Below are 14,649 nucleotides of genomic sequence, written 5' to 3' on the forward strand. Positions count from 1 at the left end.
CGAATAAAAGATCAGCAAACATGACAGCACAACACGCGGTACAACAGGCCACCGCCTGGTTCGATAGCGGGGAATTTCAGCGGATACTGGCGCGGCGCGTCGCACAGCGTACCGAGAGTCAGCGCCAGGATCGCGACAACGAGTTACAGCGCTATTTACAGGATGAGATTGGCCCACAGCTGATCGCGCTGGGTTTTACTCTGCATTTTATTGAGAACAGCGAAGCCGCTCATCGTCCTTTCCTGGTGGCCGTGCGCATCGAAGATCCCGCATTGCCGACCTTGCTGAGTTACGGGCATGGCGATGTGGTATTCGGCGATGATGAAAACTGGCGCGAAGGTTTATCGCCCTGGCAGTTGGTCGAAGAGGGCGATCGTTGGTACGCGCGCGGCAGCGCAGACAATAAAGGCCAGCACTGTGTGAATCTGGCGGCGTTGGAGCAGGTGTTTCAGGCGCGCGGTGGCCGCCTCGGCTTTAACTGCAAACTGCTGTTTGAGATGGGTGAAGAGATCAGCTCACCGGGTCTGGCGCAGCTGTGCCAGCAACATGGAGAACTGTTAAAAGCGGACCTGTTTATCGCTTCCGATGGTCCGCGACTGAATGCGGTGCGACCGACTTTATTCCTCGGCTCACGCGGCGCGGTGAATTTCCGTCTGACCATTACCGCCCGCGACAACGCCTACCACTCTGGCAACTGGGGGGGCTTGCTTACCAATCCGGGTACACAACTGGCGAATGCCATTGCCTCACTGGTTAACGCGCAGGGCGTGTTACAGGTTGAAGCGTTAAAACCGAATTCGCTGACGCAGCAGGTGCGCGACATCCTCAGTGATATCGAAGTGGGTGGCATGCCTGGCGACCCTGAAATCGACGAGAACTGGGGCGAGCCGTCATTGACGCCAACAGAACGCCTGTACGGTTGGAATACCTTAGAGGTGTTGTCGTTCCTGACCGGTAACCCCGCGCGACCGATGAATGCCATTCCCGGTGAAGCAACAGCGGTATGTCAGCTGCGCTTTGTGGTGGGCACCGATTGGCAGAATCTGGCGCAGCATATCAGCGACCATCTTGCGCAGCAGGGCTTTGGCTATGTGAAGGTTGAATTCATGCGGGGATCGCCGGCCACCAGACTGGATCCGACCGATCCGCTGGTGGATTGGGTGTTAACCAGCATGGCAGAAACCAGCGGCAAAAAGCCGGCGCTGTTACCGAATCTGGGCGGCTCACTGCCTAACGAAGTGTTCTCCGACATTCTCGGCCTGCCCACGCTATGGGTTCCGCACTCTTATCCGGCCTGTGGTCAGCATGGCGTCAATGAACATATGTTGAAGTCGATCGCGCGTGAAGGTCTGCAAATTATGACCCGGCTGCTGTGGGATCTCGGTGAGAAAGGCAGCGATTTAGTCGCACAGCATCGTAAACACACAGGAGGTGCAGCATGAGCACCCTCAACACGGCGGCACCGCTGAGTGCGACCAAGCCAAATCTGCACAAAACGCTGTTTGCCACCTGTATCGGTAACGCGCTGGAGTGGTTTGATATTGCGGTCTACGGCTTCTTTGCCAGCTATATTGCCCATGCTTTCTTCCCGACCAGCGACCCCTCTGTATCGCTACTGCTGACGTTTGGCAGCTTCGGTGTTTCATTCCTCATCCGTCCGCTGGGCGCGATTGTGTTGGGTAACTATGCCGACCGCCACGGTCGTAAAAAAGCCCTGCTGTTGTCGATCAACCTGATGATGTTGGGCGGCGCAGTGATTACCTTTATGCCGGGTTACGCCAGTATTGGCTTGATGGCACCGGTACTGATTCTGCTGGCACGTCTGGTGCAGGGGTTCTCTGCGGGTGGGGAATTTGGCAGCTCAACCGCGTTTCTGGTGGAACATTTTCCCGAGCGCAAAGCCTTTATCGCCAGCTGGCAGTTTGCTACGCAGGGCGCCAGTACTTTAATGGCCTCGGCGTTTGGCCTTGGGCTGACGCAGATCCTCAGTGAAAGCCAGATTCAGGAGTGGGGCTGGCGTATACCTTTCGCCTTTGGCCTGTTGATTGGTCCGTTAGGGATTTATATCCGTCGCCACGTGCATGAGCCCGCCAGCTTTGAGGCACAACAGCCTGAAGCCGCACCGCTCAAGCGTCTGTTTGGTCGTCAGAAAGAGCTGATGGTCCTGGCGATTGGCCTGATGGTGATCTCAACGGCAGTCAACTATATGCTGAACTACGTGCCGACCTACGCCACCAAAAATCTGCATTTATCCGGTTCGGTTGCCTTTACCGCTACCTTGCTGGCGGGCGTGATTCTTACCGTTGTGACGCCAGTCATGGGCTTGTGGGCTGAGCGCGTAGGACGTGTGCCGTTGATGTGGGGCTCACTGATTTTGCTGATCGTCACTATCTATCCGGCGTTCAGACTGGTGGTCAATCACACCACGCCGACCACGCTGATTATTTTGGTGTGCTGGATGGCCTTGCTTAAGTCGATCTACTTCTCGACCGTGCCTTCGGTGATGGCGGACTTGTTCCCGATTGGTACCCGTGCCAGCGGCATGGCGATCAGTTATAACGTGGCGGTGACGGTATTTGGTGGCTTTGCGCCGTTGATTTGTACGCTGTTGATCAATGCGACAGGCACCAGTCTGGCACCCGGTTACTACCTGATGGCGATGTCGGTGTTGAGTGGATTGGCACTGCTGCGCAGCCAGAAGCGCGTGTCCTGAGTTGCGGGGGCGGCCTGAAGGCCGCACCCTACAACAAATTTGTGGCTGCAGTCGCTTATGAGAACTGCAAATACGCCACATGGGTTTGCAGATACTCCTCCAGCCCATGACGTCCATCGGCACCACCGATCCCGGATTTACGCCAGCCCGCATGGAAGCCTTGCATCGCTTCGAAGTTTTCGCGATTGATGTAAGTCTCGCCAAACTTCAGCTGACGTAGCGCGATCATTGCGGTATTGAGATTCTGGGTATAAATCGATGAGGTTAGGCCGTACTCGCAGTCATTGGCCAATGCCACCGCTTCATCCAGCGTCTTAAAGGTCATCACCGGCAGGACGGGTCCAAAGATCTCTTCACGCATGATCTCCATCTCCTGACGCACGCCGGTAATGATGGTGGGCTCGAAGTAGAAGCCTTTATTGCCTGCGCGTTTACCGCCCAGCACCACTTTACCGCCGTCTGCTACCGCATTGGCGACCTTCTGCTCTACGCGTCCGAGCGCTGCCGCCGTGATCAGTGGACCCATATCGATATCGGTTTGTTCAGCTGGGTTGCCGAACTTCACTTGCTTCATCGCAGCGGTGAGTGCAGTGATAAACCGATCGTAAATGCCTTCCTGTACATAAACACGTTCTGCACAGTTACACACTTGTCCGGTATTGATCACGCGAGAGCTAACAATCGCTTTTACCGCCAGATCAAGATCGGCGTCATCCATCACGATAGCTGGAGCCTTACCGCCGAGTTCCAGCGACACTTTGGTGACATTTTTGGCCGCCGCTTCCATGGTGGCGATGCCCGCACCTACGCTGCCCGTCAAACTGACCAAACCCACGGTAGGGTTAGCCGCCAGTTCCTGGCCCACTTCCGGACCGTAGCCATACACGAAGTTGATTACGCCTTTTGGCAGGCCAATCTCATCAATGATCTGGGCAAAAATAGCCGCGTTGTTTGGCGTCAACTCGCTGGGTTTAATGGCGATGGTGTTACCGGTGATCAGGGCGGGCGCCGCTTTACGCGCAATCAGGAAAAACGGGAAGTTCCATGGCAGGATGCCTGTGGTGACGCCGATGGCTTTCTTAAACACGAAAATGTTTTCATTTGGGCGGTCGCTGTTAACGATTTCGCCTTCGTAACGACGCGCCCACTCGGACATATAGTCCAGATAATCGGCGGTGAACATCACTTCGGTTTGCGCCAGGCCTTGCGTCTTACCGCCTTCTGCCACGATGGTGGCGGTGAGTTCCGGCTCACGCTGACGAATAGCAGTGGCAATCTTACGCAGCCATTGACCACGCTCCACCGCCGGCAGCGCTTCCCAACCCGATTGTGCGGCTTCTGCAGCCGCAATTGCCTGTGCGGCGTCTTGCCGGGTGCCTTCAGGAATACGTGAGAGCAGCGCTTCGGTGGCAGGGTTGATCACTTCAATCCATTTATCATGCTGGTCGGCTACAAACGCGCCATTAATGTAATGTTGATGGTGTGTTGTCATATGTAGGGCTCCGCGATCGGTTTCGTTAATGTTGTGTGAAATGCAGAGTGAAACAGATCAAGGTGTAGCACCTTTTTGTCATTGCCAGCGCAGATGAGGGGATGGCAGAGAAGGGAAGAACAGCACGACAGACGCAGCATTCCTGATGAAATGCCGCGCATTCAGCGGGTTAGCAATGCTAAGGAATTGTTCTTAAAAACTCAGGAACCTGGCATCGCGGCGCCACTGGCGATAAACCAGGCAAGGAAACTGACGCCAGCAATGATGATGGCAATAGGGAAAAGCAGTCCGATTTTCATAGTGATCCTGAGCATTAAGCGAGTTGAACGATGGCGCGGTGCGTCTTCATCATACTGAATAACTGGAATTGTGTGGCGTCATCCACCTGGCGCAGATGTTCGCCTTTTTGATAATGAATACGGTGGACGTGCCCGAGTTGACGCCACACCACAATCGCCGACGCCAGCAAGGCACAGTTCTCTTCACTCTGAACACAATCGAGAGTGGCATAGCGATCTTCATCTAATCCATTAATGAAAACGTTCAACGCCTGAGGCGGTACGATGGCGCGGATGTCATCCAGCATCACGCGGCTTACCGGGTGTGACAGCAGCAGCGTCAACCTTTTGCTATTCATCTCAATCCTTCGTTCCGATGATTTTTCCAACGTTATACGGCGATAACGTCTCCTGGGGAAGCACGGGGGCAGACTTTGTATGAGTGCCATGTTACGCAGCAAGCTGGCAGTCAGTCAAAAACTGTGTTGATCAACACAACAAAAAAGAAAAATATCCCCAATAATAAGTCACTTATAAAAAATAATCGCTGTTTTAACTGCAAAACCGATTTTGTGATCCTGGTGTTGAAGACCCGCCGAATATTGCCAGCACTCTACGCTTTCCGGCAGCCATTCAAAGGCTGACGAAAAGCGGCGCACCGTAGACTGCCAGTAATCGGGAGACTGTCGGTTTCCTGTGGGCCTCAACCTTACGAAGGAATAACAATGAACAGTGCCATTCTTGCCGGTATTTTATGGCATCTGGTGGGTGCCGCCAGTGCCGCATGTTTTTATGCTCCGTTTAAGCAGGTAAAAAAGTGGTCATGGGAAACAATGTGGTCAGTGGGTGGCGTGATGTCGTGGCTGATACTGCCATGGGCGGTCAGTGCCGTGCTGCTGCCCAACTTCTGGGCGTACTACAGCAGTTTTAGCCTCTCGCAACTGTTGCCGGTGTTTCTGTTTGGTGCCATGTGGGGCGTCGGGAACATCAACTACGGTTTGACCATGCGTTATCTTGGCATGTCGATGGGCATCGGGATCGCCATCGGGATTACGCTGGTGGTCGGCACGTTGATGACACCGCTGCTGCAGGGCCGCTTTGTTGAGCTGTTCAGTTCACCGGGTGGTCGTATGACACTGCTCGGCGTGTTGGTGGCGTTAGTGGGGGTGGCGATTGTCTCGCGTGCAGGTTTGTTAAAAGAGCGTGCCCTCGGTATCAATGCGGAAGAGTTTAATCTGAAGAAGGGGTTGGTGCTGGCGGTGCTGTGCGGCATCTTCTCGGCGGGTATGTCGTTTGCTATGGATGCGGCAAAACCGATGCATGAAGCAGCGGCAAATCTGGGCATTGACCCGCTGTATGTGGCACTGCCGAGCTATGTGGTGATTATGGGCGGCGGGGCATTAGTCAACCTCGCATTCTGCTTTATCCGCCTGGCGGCGAAACCAGAATTGTCGATTCGCCGGGATTTCTCGGTTGCCAAACCGATGCTGATAGCCAACATCGCCTTCGCGGTACTTGGCGGCACCATGTGGTATCTGCAGTTCTTCTTCTATGCGTGGGGCCACGCCAAGATCCCGCCACAGTATGATTTTGTCAGCTGGATGCTGCACATGAGCCTGTATGTGTTGTGCGGCGGGCTGGTGGGCCTGATTTTGAAAGAATGGAATGCGGTAGGGAAACGTCCGGTGCGCGTGTTGTCCTTGGGGTGTGTGGTGATCATCATCGCTGCAAACATTGTCGGCTTGGGCATGGCTAACTAAAGACGCCATGAGAGCCTGACGTGCTATCTGCATCGTCAGGCTTTTGAGGTGTCCAGAGGCTCACGCTGTGGCACAAAGCGCTGACGCCAGGCACTCGGCGTCAAGCCGGTATCCCGCGTGAACACCACCGAAAAGTAGTTACTGTCATCAAAGCCGCAGCGTGCGGCGACTTCACTGATCAAACAATCCTGAGTGCGCAGCAGATACTTCGCCTGACACAATTGCAGCTGGCGCAAATAGTGTCCAACCGTCATTCCTGTTTGTTGCCGGAAAAGCTGTTTCAGCGCACGTTCATTGAGCTGGTTTTGCTGGCAGAACAGATTGAGATCGAATGGACGATGCAGCGCGCCCTGCAAAGCCGACATCAGCAGGTCGAGCTGCTCTCCCTCCGGCAGCGCCCACGGGCGATCGGCGGCATAACCATGGCGACGCAATATCAACGCTAATTGCAGGAACAGCGCTTCAGAAAGTTGAATCGATAATGCATCACTTTTGCGGCTCTCGCGCTCCAGTTGACTGATCACACCGCGCGCCAGCGCCATGCCGCGCGTGGTTAAGCGCCAGCAGCCGGGCGCATCAGTCTCTTCCGGTGGTAGCAGTTGACTCCAGTCCAGACTCAAACGAAAACGATCGCGGCAGTAAAGGATATTATCCAGCGCCAAATCGTTGACGCTGTCATAGCTATGGCAGTCATTATCGCGGATGTAAAATACGTCCCCGCAGGTAATCAGCCAGGGGCGATCGTTCAGCACATGCAAGCCATTGCCACGCCAGACAATGACAATCTCACTGAACTCATGGCGATGAGGGGGGAAGGAGGGTTGAGGCATACGTTCGGCCACCGCTATCGGCAGACTGGTGGCCGGGAAATAGTCTTCGCGCTTCAATATCAGCGACATGAAAAACTCCGATTACATCATCTGCTGGCGCTCCGCTCGGGGCGCGCAGCCAAATTCCCGCCTGAACAGGGTAGAAAAGTGGTTGCTGTCACCAAATCCACACTGATAAGCGATGTCGGTAATGCGCATATCGCTATGCCGCAATAAATGTCTTGCCTGCAGGAGACGCAGCCGATTGAGGTAGCGCTGCGGGGTATTACCCGTCTGCTGTTTCATCTGACGATGCAGGGTACGCAACGACAGTGAGAAACGGTCGGCCAACGCATCCCACTCAATATCTTCACTGTAGTGCTCATTGAGCCAGTCCAGCAACCGATGCAGACGTGCTTCCTGATCCTGCGCTTGATCGTTGTGACCGGCTTCGCGCAGCAGCACCAGCAGTTGCAAAAACAGCTGCTCCTGGTGCGCCTGGCGCTCCAGTGACCAGATCTCTTGCTGCTTCATCTGCGTCACAATGTGCAACGCCTGCGCCATGACTTTGTTGTTGATGCGCCAGTGCGAACTGTAATTGCCATCCTCTTCACTTGGCAGCAGGGACTGCAAGCCGGAAAGAAAGCGAAACGCCGCGGGACTGCGATACAGCACATTGGTCAGACACAGATTGTCCGTTTGTTCATACAGATGACGGTCGTGATCGCGGATAAAACAGACGCAACCGGCACATAAGGTTTGCGGCTGGCCATTAAACACGTGGATGCCGGAGCCTTGTTCTACCAGCACAATTTCATGGAAATCATGATGATGTTCGGGGAAGGCCGACTGCGGAACGCGCGGTTCAATGGCAATTGCGTAGTTTCCCTCAGGAAAGAAATCAGCACTGTGCAAAACGGTCATGATGCGCCTCTCGTTAACAACTTTGCAACCGAGTCTACTCAGGCGTTCGGCACCTTACCTTGAAATTTGAACCGTCCAGCGCAGGAAAATGGCGATTTATTCAAGATCGCCCAAGTGTTTGATGGAAATGCGGTAACGCTCACAACTCTGCCCAGATGCGGTTCTGTGAGCTCTCTCACGATCATCTTTGCCCGTCTGCCAGACAGGTTCACGCGCTGGCAGTAAGGGGAAGGTGCCACAACCTCAGGATTTATACGCTAGAGCCCTCTCATCACAGGAAGAAACGCCATGAGTATGCGTAACATTGTTGCCATTGATTTAGGCGCATCCAGCGGGCGCGTAATGCTCGCGCAGTGGACCTCGACCAGCCAAAAGCTCAGCCTGCGTGAAGTGTGCCGCTTTCCCAATCAACGTGTACGCCGTGCGGGCTACGACTGCTGGGACCTTGACCGTCTGGAGCAAGAGATTCGGGCTGGGCTGGCGCAGTTGGATGATGAGGGCATCGTGCCGGACAGTATTGGTATTGATACCTGGGGCGTTGACCTGGTGCTGCTGGATGCCAACGGGAATCGTGTCGGCGAGGCGGTGAGTTATCGTGACCCACGCACGGACGGGCAAATGGCGCAGGCCATCAACGATCTCGGAAAGGCGGCCATCTACCAACGCACCGGCATTCAGTTTCTGCCCTTCAACACGATCTATCAACTGCGCGCGCTGCACCAGCAGCAGCCAGACTGGCAAGCGCAGGTGAAACACGCGCTGATGATCCCGGATTATCTGCATTACCGCCTGACCGGCAAGATGAACTGGGAATACACCAACGCCACCACCACGCAGTTACTGAACATCGAAACCGGTGAGTGGGACAGGGATCTTCTGGCCTGGGCGGGCGTTGATGCCGCCTGGTTTGGCAAACCCAGCGCGCCAGGCAACACCGTGGGACATTGGTCAAATGCTGCGGGCAAACGAATTCCCGTTATTGCCGTGGCAACCCACGACACCGCCAGTGCGGTAGTCGCCACGCCACTGATGCAGGATGCTGCTGCCTACCTCAGCTCCGGCACCTGGTCTTTAATGGGCATTGAAAGTTGGCAGCCCTGTGTCAGCGCCGCTGCGTTGAACGCCAACATCACCAATGAAGGCGGTGCAGAGGGTTACCGGGTATTAAAGAATATCATGGGTTTATGGCTCCTCCAGCGCGTATGCAATGAGCTGCATATCTCAGATCTCTGCGCCTTGATTGGCGAGGCAGCGCAAGAGCCAGCCTGTCGCACGTTGATCAATCCCAACCACCACCGTTTTATTAATCCCAATAGCATGGTGCAGGAAATACAGAACGCTTGTGCCGAGCAACATATGCCGATTCCGCACACCCCAGCGGCCCTGGCGCGCACCATCTTTGACAGTCTGGCGTTGCTGTACCGCCAGGTGATTGGCGAGCTCAGCCAGTTACGCGATGCGCCAATACGCCAGCTGCATGTGGTGGGCGGGGGCAGCCAGAATCCGCTGTTGAACCAGTTATGTGCCGATGCCTGTCAGTTGCCGGTACTCGCCGGGCCGATTGAAGCCTCAACTTTGGGGAATGTCGGCTGCCAGCTGATTGCACTCGGTGAGTTGCGCGATGTGGCCGATTTACGCCGCTGCATCAGCCAGAATTTCCCGTTAGAAACTTTTGAACCTCAGCGCTCAAGCGTCTTCGCAGCCCACCAGGCACGATTTTCCGCACTGAGCCAACCTGCTAAGGAACTTGCTTATGACAAAGCTGATTGAACAAGCCTATGAACTGGCTAAACAACGTTACGCTGCCGTAGGGATTGATGTGGAGCAGGTGATGACGCAACTGGATGGGATACCCGTGTCGATGCACTGCTGGCAGGGGGATGACGTGCGCGGCTTCGAAAATCCCAACGGGGAGCTCACCGGCGGAATTCAGGCCACAGGTAACTATCCGGGACGCGCGCGTAATGCGCATGAACTGCGCGCCGATATCGAAAAAGCCATGTCGCTGATTCCAGGCGCTAAGCGCCTCAATCTGCACGCCATCTATCTGGAAAGCGACACGCCGGTAGAACGTGATGCCATCGAACCGCAACACTTCAGCCACTGGGTGGAGTGGGCAAAACAGCATAAATTAGGGCTCGATTTTAACCCAAGCTGCTTCTCGCATCCTTTAAGTGCCGATGGTTTTACCCTGTCACACGCTGACAAAGGCATCCGCCAGTTCTGGATTGATCACTGCAAGGCCAGTCGCCGCATCTCGGCACATTTTGGTGAACAACTGGGCACGCCCTCAGTGATGAACATCTGGGTACCGGACGGCATGAAAGACCTCACCATTGATCGCCTGGCACCGCGTGAACGTTTAGCCAGCGCGCTGGATGAGGTGATCAGCGAAAAACTCGATGCCAGTCATCATATCGACGCCGTTGAAAGCAAGTTATTCGGGATTGGTGCCGAGAGTTACACCGTGGGGTCCAATGAGTTTTGCCTTGGCTACGCTGCCAGCCGCCAGACCGCGCTGACGCTTGATGCCGGGCATTTCCATCCCACTGAAGTGATCTCCGACAAAATCTCCACCGCGATGCTGTATGTCCCGCGTCTGTTACTGCACGTCAGCCGTCCGGTGCGTTGGGACAGCGACCACGTGGTGCTGCTGGATGATGAAACCCAGGCCATCGCCACTGAAATTGCGCGTAACAAGCTGTTCAACAAAGTGCATATCGGTCTCGACTTCTTTGATGCCTCCATCAACCGCATCGCGGCGTGGGTGATTGGTACCCGCAATGCCAAAAAGGCGTTACTGCGTGCGCTGCTGGAGCCGAGTGACCAACTGCGCAAACTGGAGCAGGAGGGGGATTACACCGCACGCCTGGCGCTGCTGGAGGAGCAAAAGTCATTGCCATGGCAGGCTGTCTGGGAAGCCTGGTGCTTGCGTCACGATGTCCCTGCTGATGCCAGTTGGCTCAGCGAAGTCCGTCATTACGAACAACAAACACTGCGTCTACGTTAAGGGATAACCCATGCAAAACACGATTCTCGCTTCTTCATTTGTGCAGGACATGGTCAAGGCGACCAGTGATATGTGGTTAAAAGGCTGGGACGAGCGCAATGGGGGCAATGTCAGTTTGCGCTTGCTGCCGGAAGAGGCGCAGGCCTGGTCAGCTGATTTTTATGCCGAACCGCGCTGCATCGAGTTAACCAAGCCTGCACCGGCACTGGCGAATGACTGGTTCCTGGTGACCGGCTCGGGCAAATTCTTCCGTAATGTGCAACTTGATCCCGCCGACTGCCTCGCGTTGCTGCAGGTTGACGACAAAGGGCTGTCATACAAAATTCACTGGGGTCTGAGTCACGGCGGCTTGCCAACGTCAGAGCTGGCGGCACATTTCCAGTCGCACAGCGTGCGCAAGCAGGTCTCCAACGGCGTTGACCGCGTCATTATGCACTGCCATGCCACCAATTTTATGGCGTTGAGTTATGTGGTGAACCTTGATTCTGCACGCTTCACCCGTCTGCTGTGGGAAGGCAGCACCGAGTGTCTGGTGGTGTTCCCGGATGGCGTTGGCATCCTGCCCTGGATGGTGCCGGGTACCGATCAGATTGGCCAGGCTACTGCGGATGCCATGGCATCACACAGTCTGGTGATGTGGCCGTTCCACGGTATCTTTGGTGCGGGCCCGAATCTGGATGAAACCTTTGGCCTGATCGATACCGCAGAGAAGTCCTCTGAAGTGGTGGTGAAAGCCTTGTCGATGGGCGGCATTCGCCAGAGTATCACGACGGAACAGCTGGTCGCCTTGGGTGAACGCTTTAATGTCAAACCCTGGCCAGCGGCACTGCAGGCGGAGCGCAGCGATGTTGCGTAAAGCCTTTGTGATGCAGGTGCATGCGCACTGTCATAATGAGTACTTGCGCCGACATTCGCCCATCTGGCCGGAGTTGGAAGCAACGTTGAAGGCCCACGGTGCGCACAACTATGCGATTTGGCTGGATGCCGAGCGTGACCTGTTGTTTGCCAGCTTAGAGATTGAGTCGGAGGCGCGCTGGGAAGCGGTAGCGAATACGGAAATATGCCAGCGCTGGTGGGCCTCGATGAAAGATTTGATGCCGTCGAACGCGGATAACAGCCCGGTCAGTACTGCATTAAAACCGATGTTTTTTATGCCTTAGCATCGGAGTTGAAGGGCGCACCATGGTGCGGTGCGCCCAACCGGTTACTTCGCGGTTAGCTCACAGTATCCCGCCAACGCCGGCCAAATGGCCATCTGCGTATCCACAATCTTATCTAAATCATCGCGTGCTGCACCTTCACGTGCGCGCACTGACATCCCTTGCAACAGGCAGGCTAAAAAACGCGCCAAAGTTGCGCTGTCAGCGCATTGCGACAACTCACCACGCTGCTGTCGGCTATCCAGGAACTGCTGCAAAGCGCGTTCCTGAGCGTGATGCTGCTGCGCCAGCATATGGGCGATCTCTTCCGAACCCGATGAGAGGGCGCTGGATGTACAAATAAAGAAGCATCCAGCTGGTTTATCACACTCGGTAAAACAGGCCGCAGTGGCGCGGAAATAGGCTTCAATAGCCGTTTTCACATCGAGCGTGTCATCGTTAAGCACCGCGTTACGCTGGGCGCTAAAGGTTTCGATATAGCGCTGCATTGCGGCACGAAACAGACCCTCTTTATTTTCAAACTCGGCATACAGCGTCGGCGCTTTCGCTCCCGTGGCATTGACCAAATCAGATAGCGATGTGCCTTCATAGCCATGCGCCCAGAACAGCATCAATGCTTTGTCTAGTGCATCGTTGCGGTCAAACACCTTTGGGCGTCCACGTGTTTTGCGGTTAACCGTGTCGATAACTTCCGTCATAGCGCACCTCAATGCGTTTTGAACATACAAATAAATTACCGATCATTAAATAAAGATGCAAGCACGGCGGGTTTTTGTCGTGCTGCACTTTGTCCGATTGTGCTTTATCGGTTTGCCACCCCTCATACGGATAAGTGAAAAAGGGCTGCGAAGCCCATAATCACGCCACTTGTTATTAAAATAATGGTCGTTAATAAAATGATTGACGCCAGTGCCGCTCCGGCGTTAGCATTTACTTAACGGTTGTTAAGTAAATTCAACCCACCCATTTCATCTGCATAAGAGAGACGAACATGAAAAGCATCAAAATGACATTAGCCGCTGTAGCCCTGTCTTCAATCGCGTTTGGTAGCATGGCTGCTGAGTTAGTGAACGAAGCACCTTTAAATCAGCAACAAGTTGGCGTGATTAGCGCGTCGGGTAGCACCAATCTGACTTCGCTGGAGAATCAGCTATCGGAGAAGGCGAATGCTGCCGGAGCAAAGTCGTTCCGCATCACTTCGACCTCTGGCAACAACAAACTAAATGGCACAGCGGTCATTTATAACTAATTAACCGATGCGCAGTGAAAGGCGCAGGGGCGCACAGTGTGTGCCCCTGGTTTTTTGCAGTATTAACCGTTTGAACGCAACTGCGGATAACGACGGAAAATGGTGATACACCAGATTAATGCCACCAGGCCAATAACCCCGCCCACATTACCCACGTCCGACATTTTCATATGCAGACTGACCTGATTACCCAGCAGGGCACCCGCGCCAATCCCAATGTTATAAATGCCAGAGAACAGTGACATCGCCACATCTGTTGCATCGGGGGCCAGCGATAGCACGCGCACTTGCATCGCCAGACCAATCATCATCATCGCCATACCCCAGAAAATACAGACCAGGGTAATAGCGGCTGGGCGAACGGCGGCGAACACCAGTAAACCCATACTCAATGTAATAATGGCGATGGCAGCCAGTAATAACCCAGAGGGGAATTTATTGCCCAGGGTGCTGAATAACACACTGCCGATAATGCCTGCCGTACCAAACAGCAGTAACAGCAGGGTGGTAAAGTTCTCATCGGCATTGGCAACCACCTGCATAAATGGCTCGATGTAACTGTAAGCGGTGTAGTGCGCCGTTACCACTAAGGTCACGAGCAGGTACATGGCCACCAGCGCCGGGCGACGGAACAGCATCGGCACGCTACTCAGGGAACCGGTATGCTCACTCGGCAGGCGAGGCAGAATGCGCACCAGCAGGATCAACAGCACCAGCGCTGACAAACCAATCATGCCGAAGGTGGTGCGCCAGCCCAGATACTGCCCAACGATACGACCAATCGGTACACCCAGCACCATCGCTAGCGCGGTACCCGTTGCCAGCATGCTCAAGGCTTGCGTTTTCTTACCGGCTGGCGCGACGCGAATCGCCAATGAAGCGGTAATCGACCAAAACACCGCATGCGCCAGGGCAATACCGATGCGTGAGATCACCAGTGAGGTGAAATCCCAGGCCACAGAAGAGAGGACATGGCTGGCGATGAACAGAATAAACAGCACCGCCAGTAAAAAACGACGCTCAATATTGCGCGTTAACAGCATTAATGGCAGAGAGAGTAGCGCAACGACCCAAGCGTAAATCGTCAGCATGATACCGACGTCGGCGGTTTTCATGGCGTAACTGGCGGCGATATCCGACAGCAGTCCAACCGGGACAAATTCAGTGGTGTTAAACACAAAAGCGGCAATAGCCAGCAGCACGACACGTAGCCAGGCTGTTTTACGTGAGACGGTAATTGATTGCATGGAGTTC

The 14,649-nt window shown here is 54.7% G+C and carries 15 protein-coding genes; 8 read left to right on the forward strand and 7 right to left on the reverse strand.

What is annotated here, in order from left to right:
- Positions 1–20 precede the first annotated feature (20 nt).
- Entirely contained in the window at positions 21–1,442 is a 1,422-nt protein-coding gene (locus QMZ30_RS14170; RefSeq protein WP_283227852.1) for a M20 family metallopeptidase, read from the forward strand.
- Positions 1,439–2,713: an MFS transporter gene (locus QMZ30_RS14175; protein WP_283227853.1), complete on the forward strand. Its 1,275-nt coding sequence runs from the start codon at positions 1,439–1,441 to the stop codon at positions 2,711–2,713. Before QMZ30_RS14170 ends, QMZ30_RS14175 begins: the two co-directional genes overlap by 4 nt.
- 55 nt (positions 2,714–2,768) lie before the next feature.
- Here QMZ30_RS14175 and aldA read toward each other — a convergent pair whose 3' ends face one another.
- From aldA to QMZ30_RS14190, 3 genes are all read right to left on the reverse strand, one after another.
- Positions 2,769–4,205: an aldehyde dehydrogenase gene (gene aldA, locus QMZ30_RS14180; protein WP_283227854.1), complete on the reverse strand. Its 1,437-nt coding sequence runs from the start codon at positions 4,203–4,205 to the stop codon at positions 2,769–2,771.
- 200 nt (positions 4,206–4,405) lie between these two features.
- On the reverse strand, positions 4,406–4,504 hold the full coding sequence (locus QMZ30_RS14185; RefSeq protein ID WP_008108862.1) for a YoaK family small membrane protein: 99 nt from the start codon (positions 4,502–4,504) through the stop codon (positions 4,406–4,408).
- Positions 4,505–4,518: 14 nt separating this feature from the next.
- Positions 4,519–4,842: a hypothetical protein gene (locus tag QMZ30_RS14190; protein WP_039334379.1), complete on the reverse strand. Its 324-nt coding sequence runs from the start codon at positions 4,840–4,842 to the stop codon at positions 4,519–4,521.
- Positions 4,843–5,208: 366 nt separating this feature from the next.
- Between QMZ30_RS14190 and rhaT the strand changes: the two genes are divergently transcribed.
- Positions 5,209–6,243 carry an L-rhamnose/proton symporter RhaT gene (gene rhaT, locus QMZ30_RS14195; RefSeq protein WP_283227855.1) on the forward strand — a complete coding sequence of 345 codons (1,035 nt, stop codon included), beginning with the start codon at positions 5,209–5,211 and terminating at the stop codon, positions 6,241–6,243.
- A gap of 35 nt (positions 6,244–6,278) precedes the next feature.
- On the opposite strand, the gene rhaR is transcribed toward rhaT, so the two are convergent.
- The gene (gene rhaR / locus QMZ30_RS14200) at positions 6,279–7,142 is read right to left on the reverse strand and encodes an HTH-type transcriptional activator RhaR (RefSeq protein WP_283227856.1); all 864 of its coding nucleotides are present in this window, start codon (positions 7,140–7,142) and stop codon (positions 6,279–6,281) included.
- 12 nt (positions 7,143–7,154) lie between these two features.
- On the reverse strand, positions 7,155–7,976 hold the full coding sequence (gene rhaS / locus QMZ30_RS14205) for an HTH-type transcriptional activator RhaS (RefSeq protein ID WP_283227857.1): 822 nt from the start codon (positions 7,974–7,976) through the stop codon (positions 7,155–7,157).
- Between the two features lie 288 nt (positions 7,977–8,264).
- Here rhaS and rhaB point away from each other — a divergent pair, with 288 nt between their 5' ends.
- The 4 genes from rhaB to rhaM are packed head-to-tail and all read left to right on the forward strand — an operon-like array spanning position 8,265 to position 12,146.
- Entirely contained in the window at positions 8,265–9,746 is a 1,482-nt protein-coding gene (gene rhaB / locus QMZ30_RS14210) for a rhamnulokinase (protein ID WP_283227858.1), read from the forward strand.
- Positions 9,730–10,986 (forward strand): L-rhamnose isomerase, encoded by a 1,257-nt coding sequence (locus tag QMZ30_RS14215; RefSeq protein ID WP_039334391.1) that lies wholly within the window; start codon positions 9,730–9,732, stop codon positions 10,984–10,986. The genes rhaB and QMZ30_RS14215 overlap by 17 nt, the downstream gene beginning before the upstream one ends.
- A 10-nt stretch (positions 10,987–10,996) precedes the next feature.
- Positions 10,997–11,842 carry a rhamnulose-1-phosphate aldolase gene (rhaD, locus tag QMZ30_RS14220; protein WP_283227859.1) on the forward strand — a complete coding sequence of 282 codons (846 nt, stop codon included), beginning with the start codon at positions 10,997–10,999 and terminating at the stop codon, positions 11,840–11,842.
- Entirely contained in the window at positions 11,832–12,146 is a 315-nt protein-coding gene (gene rhaM / locus QMZ30_RS14225) for an L-rhamnose mutarotase (RefSeq protein WP_283227860.1), read from the forward strand. The genes rhaD and rhaM overlap by 11 nt, the downstream gene beginning before the upstream one ends.
- Before the next feature lie 44 nt (positions 12,147–12,190).
- Here rhaM and QMZ30_RS14230 read toward each other — a convergent pair whose 3' ends face one another.
- Positions 12,191–12,844: a TetR/AcrR family transcriptional regulator gene (locus tag QMZ30_RS14230; RefSeq protein WP_283227861.1), complete on the reverse strand. Its 654-nt coding sequence runs from the start codon at positions 12,842–12,844 to the stop codon at positions 12,191–12,193.
- 293 nt (positions 12,845–13,137) lie between these two features.
- On the opposite strand from QMZ30_RS14230, the gene bhsA reads away from it, so the two are divergent.
- Positions 13,138–13,395 carry a multiple stress resistance protein BhsA gene (bhsA, locus tag QMZ30_RS14235; protein WP_039336118.1) on the forward strand — a complete coding sequence of 86 codons (258 nt, stop codon included), beginning with the start codon at positions 13,138–13,140 and terminating at the stop codon, positions 13,393–13,395.
- A 62-nt stretch (positions 13,396–13,457) separates the two neighbouring features.
- Here the strand turns inward: bhsA and QMZ30_RS14240 are convergent, their stop codons facing one another.
- Positions 13,458–14,642, reverse strand: coding sequence for a sugar transporter (locus QMZ30_RS14240; protein ID WP_283227862.1), 1,185 nt, complete (start codon positions 14,640–14,642; stop codon positions 13,458–13,460).
- Positions 14,643–14,649: the final 7 nt, after the last annotated feature.

The organism is Pantoea sp. EA-12 (genome assembly GCF_030053355.1).
GTDB lineage: Bacteria > Pseudomonadota > Gammaproteobacteria > Enterobacterales > Enterobacteriaceae > Pantoea > Pantoea vagans_C.

Excerpts from the sequence above, each read along its gene's own strand:
- rhaS (WP_283227857.1), bottom strand. The coding sequence starts at position 7,976 with ATGACCGTTTTGCACAGTGCTGATTTCTTTCCTGAGGGAAACTACGCA.
- rhaM (WP_283227860.1), top strand. The coding sequence starts at position 11,832 with ATGTTGCGTAAAGCCTTTGTGATGCAGGTGCATGCGCACTGTCATAAT.
- QMZ30_RS14185 (WP_008108862.1), bottom strand. The coding sequence starts at position 4,504 with ATGAAAATCGGACTGCTTTTCCCTATTGCCATCATCATTGCTGGCGTC.
- bhsA (WP_039336118.1), top strand. The coding sequence starts at position 13,138 with ATGAAAAGCATCAAAATGACATTAGCCGCTGTAGCCCTGTCTTCAATC.
- rhaR (WP_283227856.1), bottom strand. The coding sequence starts at position 7,142 with ATGTCGCTGATATTGAAGCGCGAAGACTATTTCCCGGCCACCAGTCTG.
- QMZ30_RS14175 (WP_283227853.1), top strand. The coding sequence starts at position 1,439 with ATGAGCACCCTCAACACGGCGGCACCGCTGAGTGCGACCAAGCCAAAT.
- QMZ30_RS14230 (WP_283227861.1), bottom strand. The coding sequence starts at position 12,844 with ATGACGGAAGTTATCGACACGGTTAACCGCAAAACACGTGGACGCCCA.
- aldA (WP_283227854.1), bottom strand. The coding sequence starts at position 4,205 with ATGACAACACACCATCAACATTACATTAATGGCGCGTTTGTAGCCGAC.
- rhaB (WP_283227858.1), top strand. The coding sequence starts at position 8,265 with ATGAGTATGCGTAACATTGTTGCCATTGATTTAGGCGCATCCAGCGGG.
- QMZ30_RS14240 (WP_283227862.1), bottom strand. The coding sequence starts at position 14,642 with ATGCAATCAATTACCGTCTCACGTAAAACAGCCTGGCTACGTGTCGTG.
- QMZ30_RS14170 (WP_283227852.1), top strand. The coding sequence starts at position 21 with ATGACAGCACAACACGCGGTACAACAGGCCACCGCCTGGTTCGATAGC.
- rhaD (WP_283227859.1), top strand. The coding sequence starts at position 10,997 with ATGCAAAACACGATTCTCGCTTCTTCATTTGTGCAGGACATGGTCAAG.
- QMZ30_RS14215 (WP_039334391.1), top strand. The coding sequence starts at position 9,730 with ATGACAAAGCTGATTGAACAAGCCTATGAACTGGCTAAACAACGTTAC.
- QMZ30_RS14190 (WP_039334379.1), bottom strand. The coding sequence starts at position 4,842 with ATGAATAGCAAAAGGTTGACGCTGCTGCTGTCACACCCGGTAAGCCGC.
- rhaT (WP_283227855.1), top strand. The coding sequence starts at position 5,209 with ATGAACAGTGCCATTCTTGCCGGTATTTTATGGCATCTGGTGGGTGCC.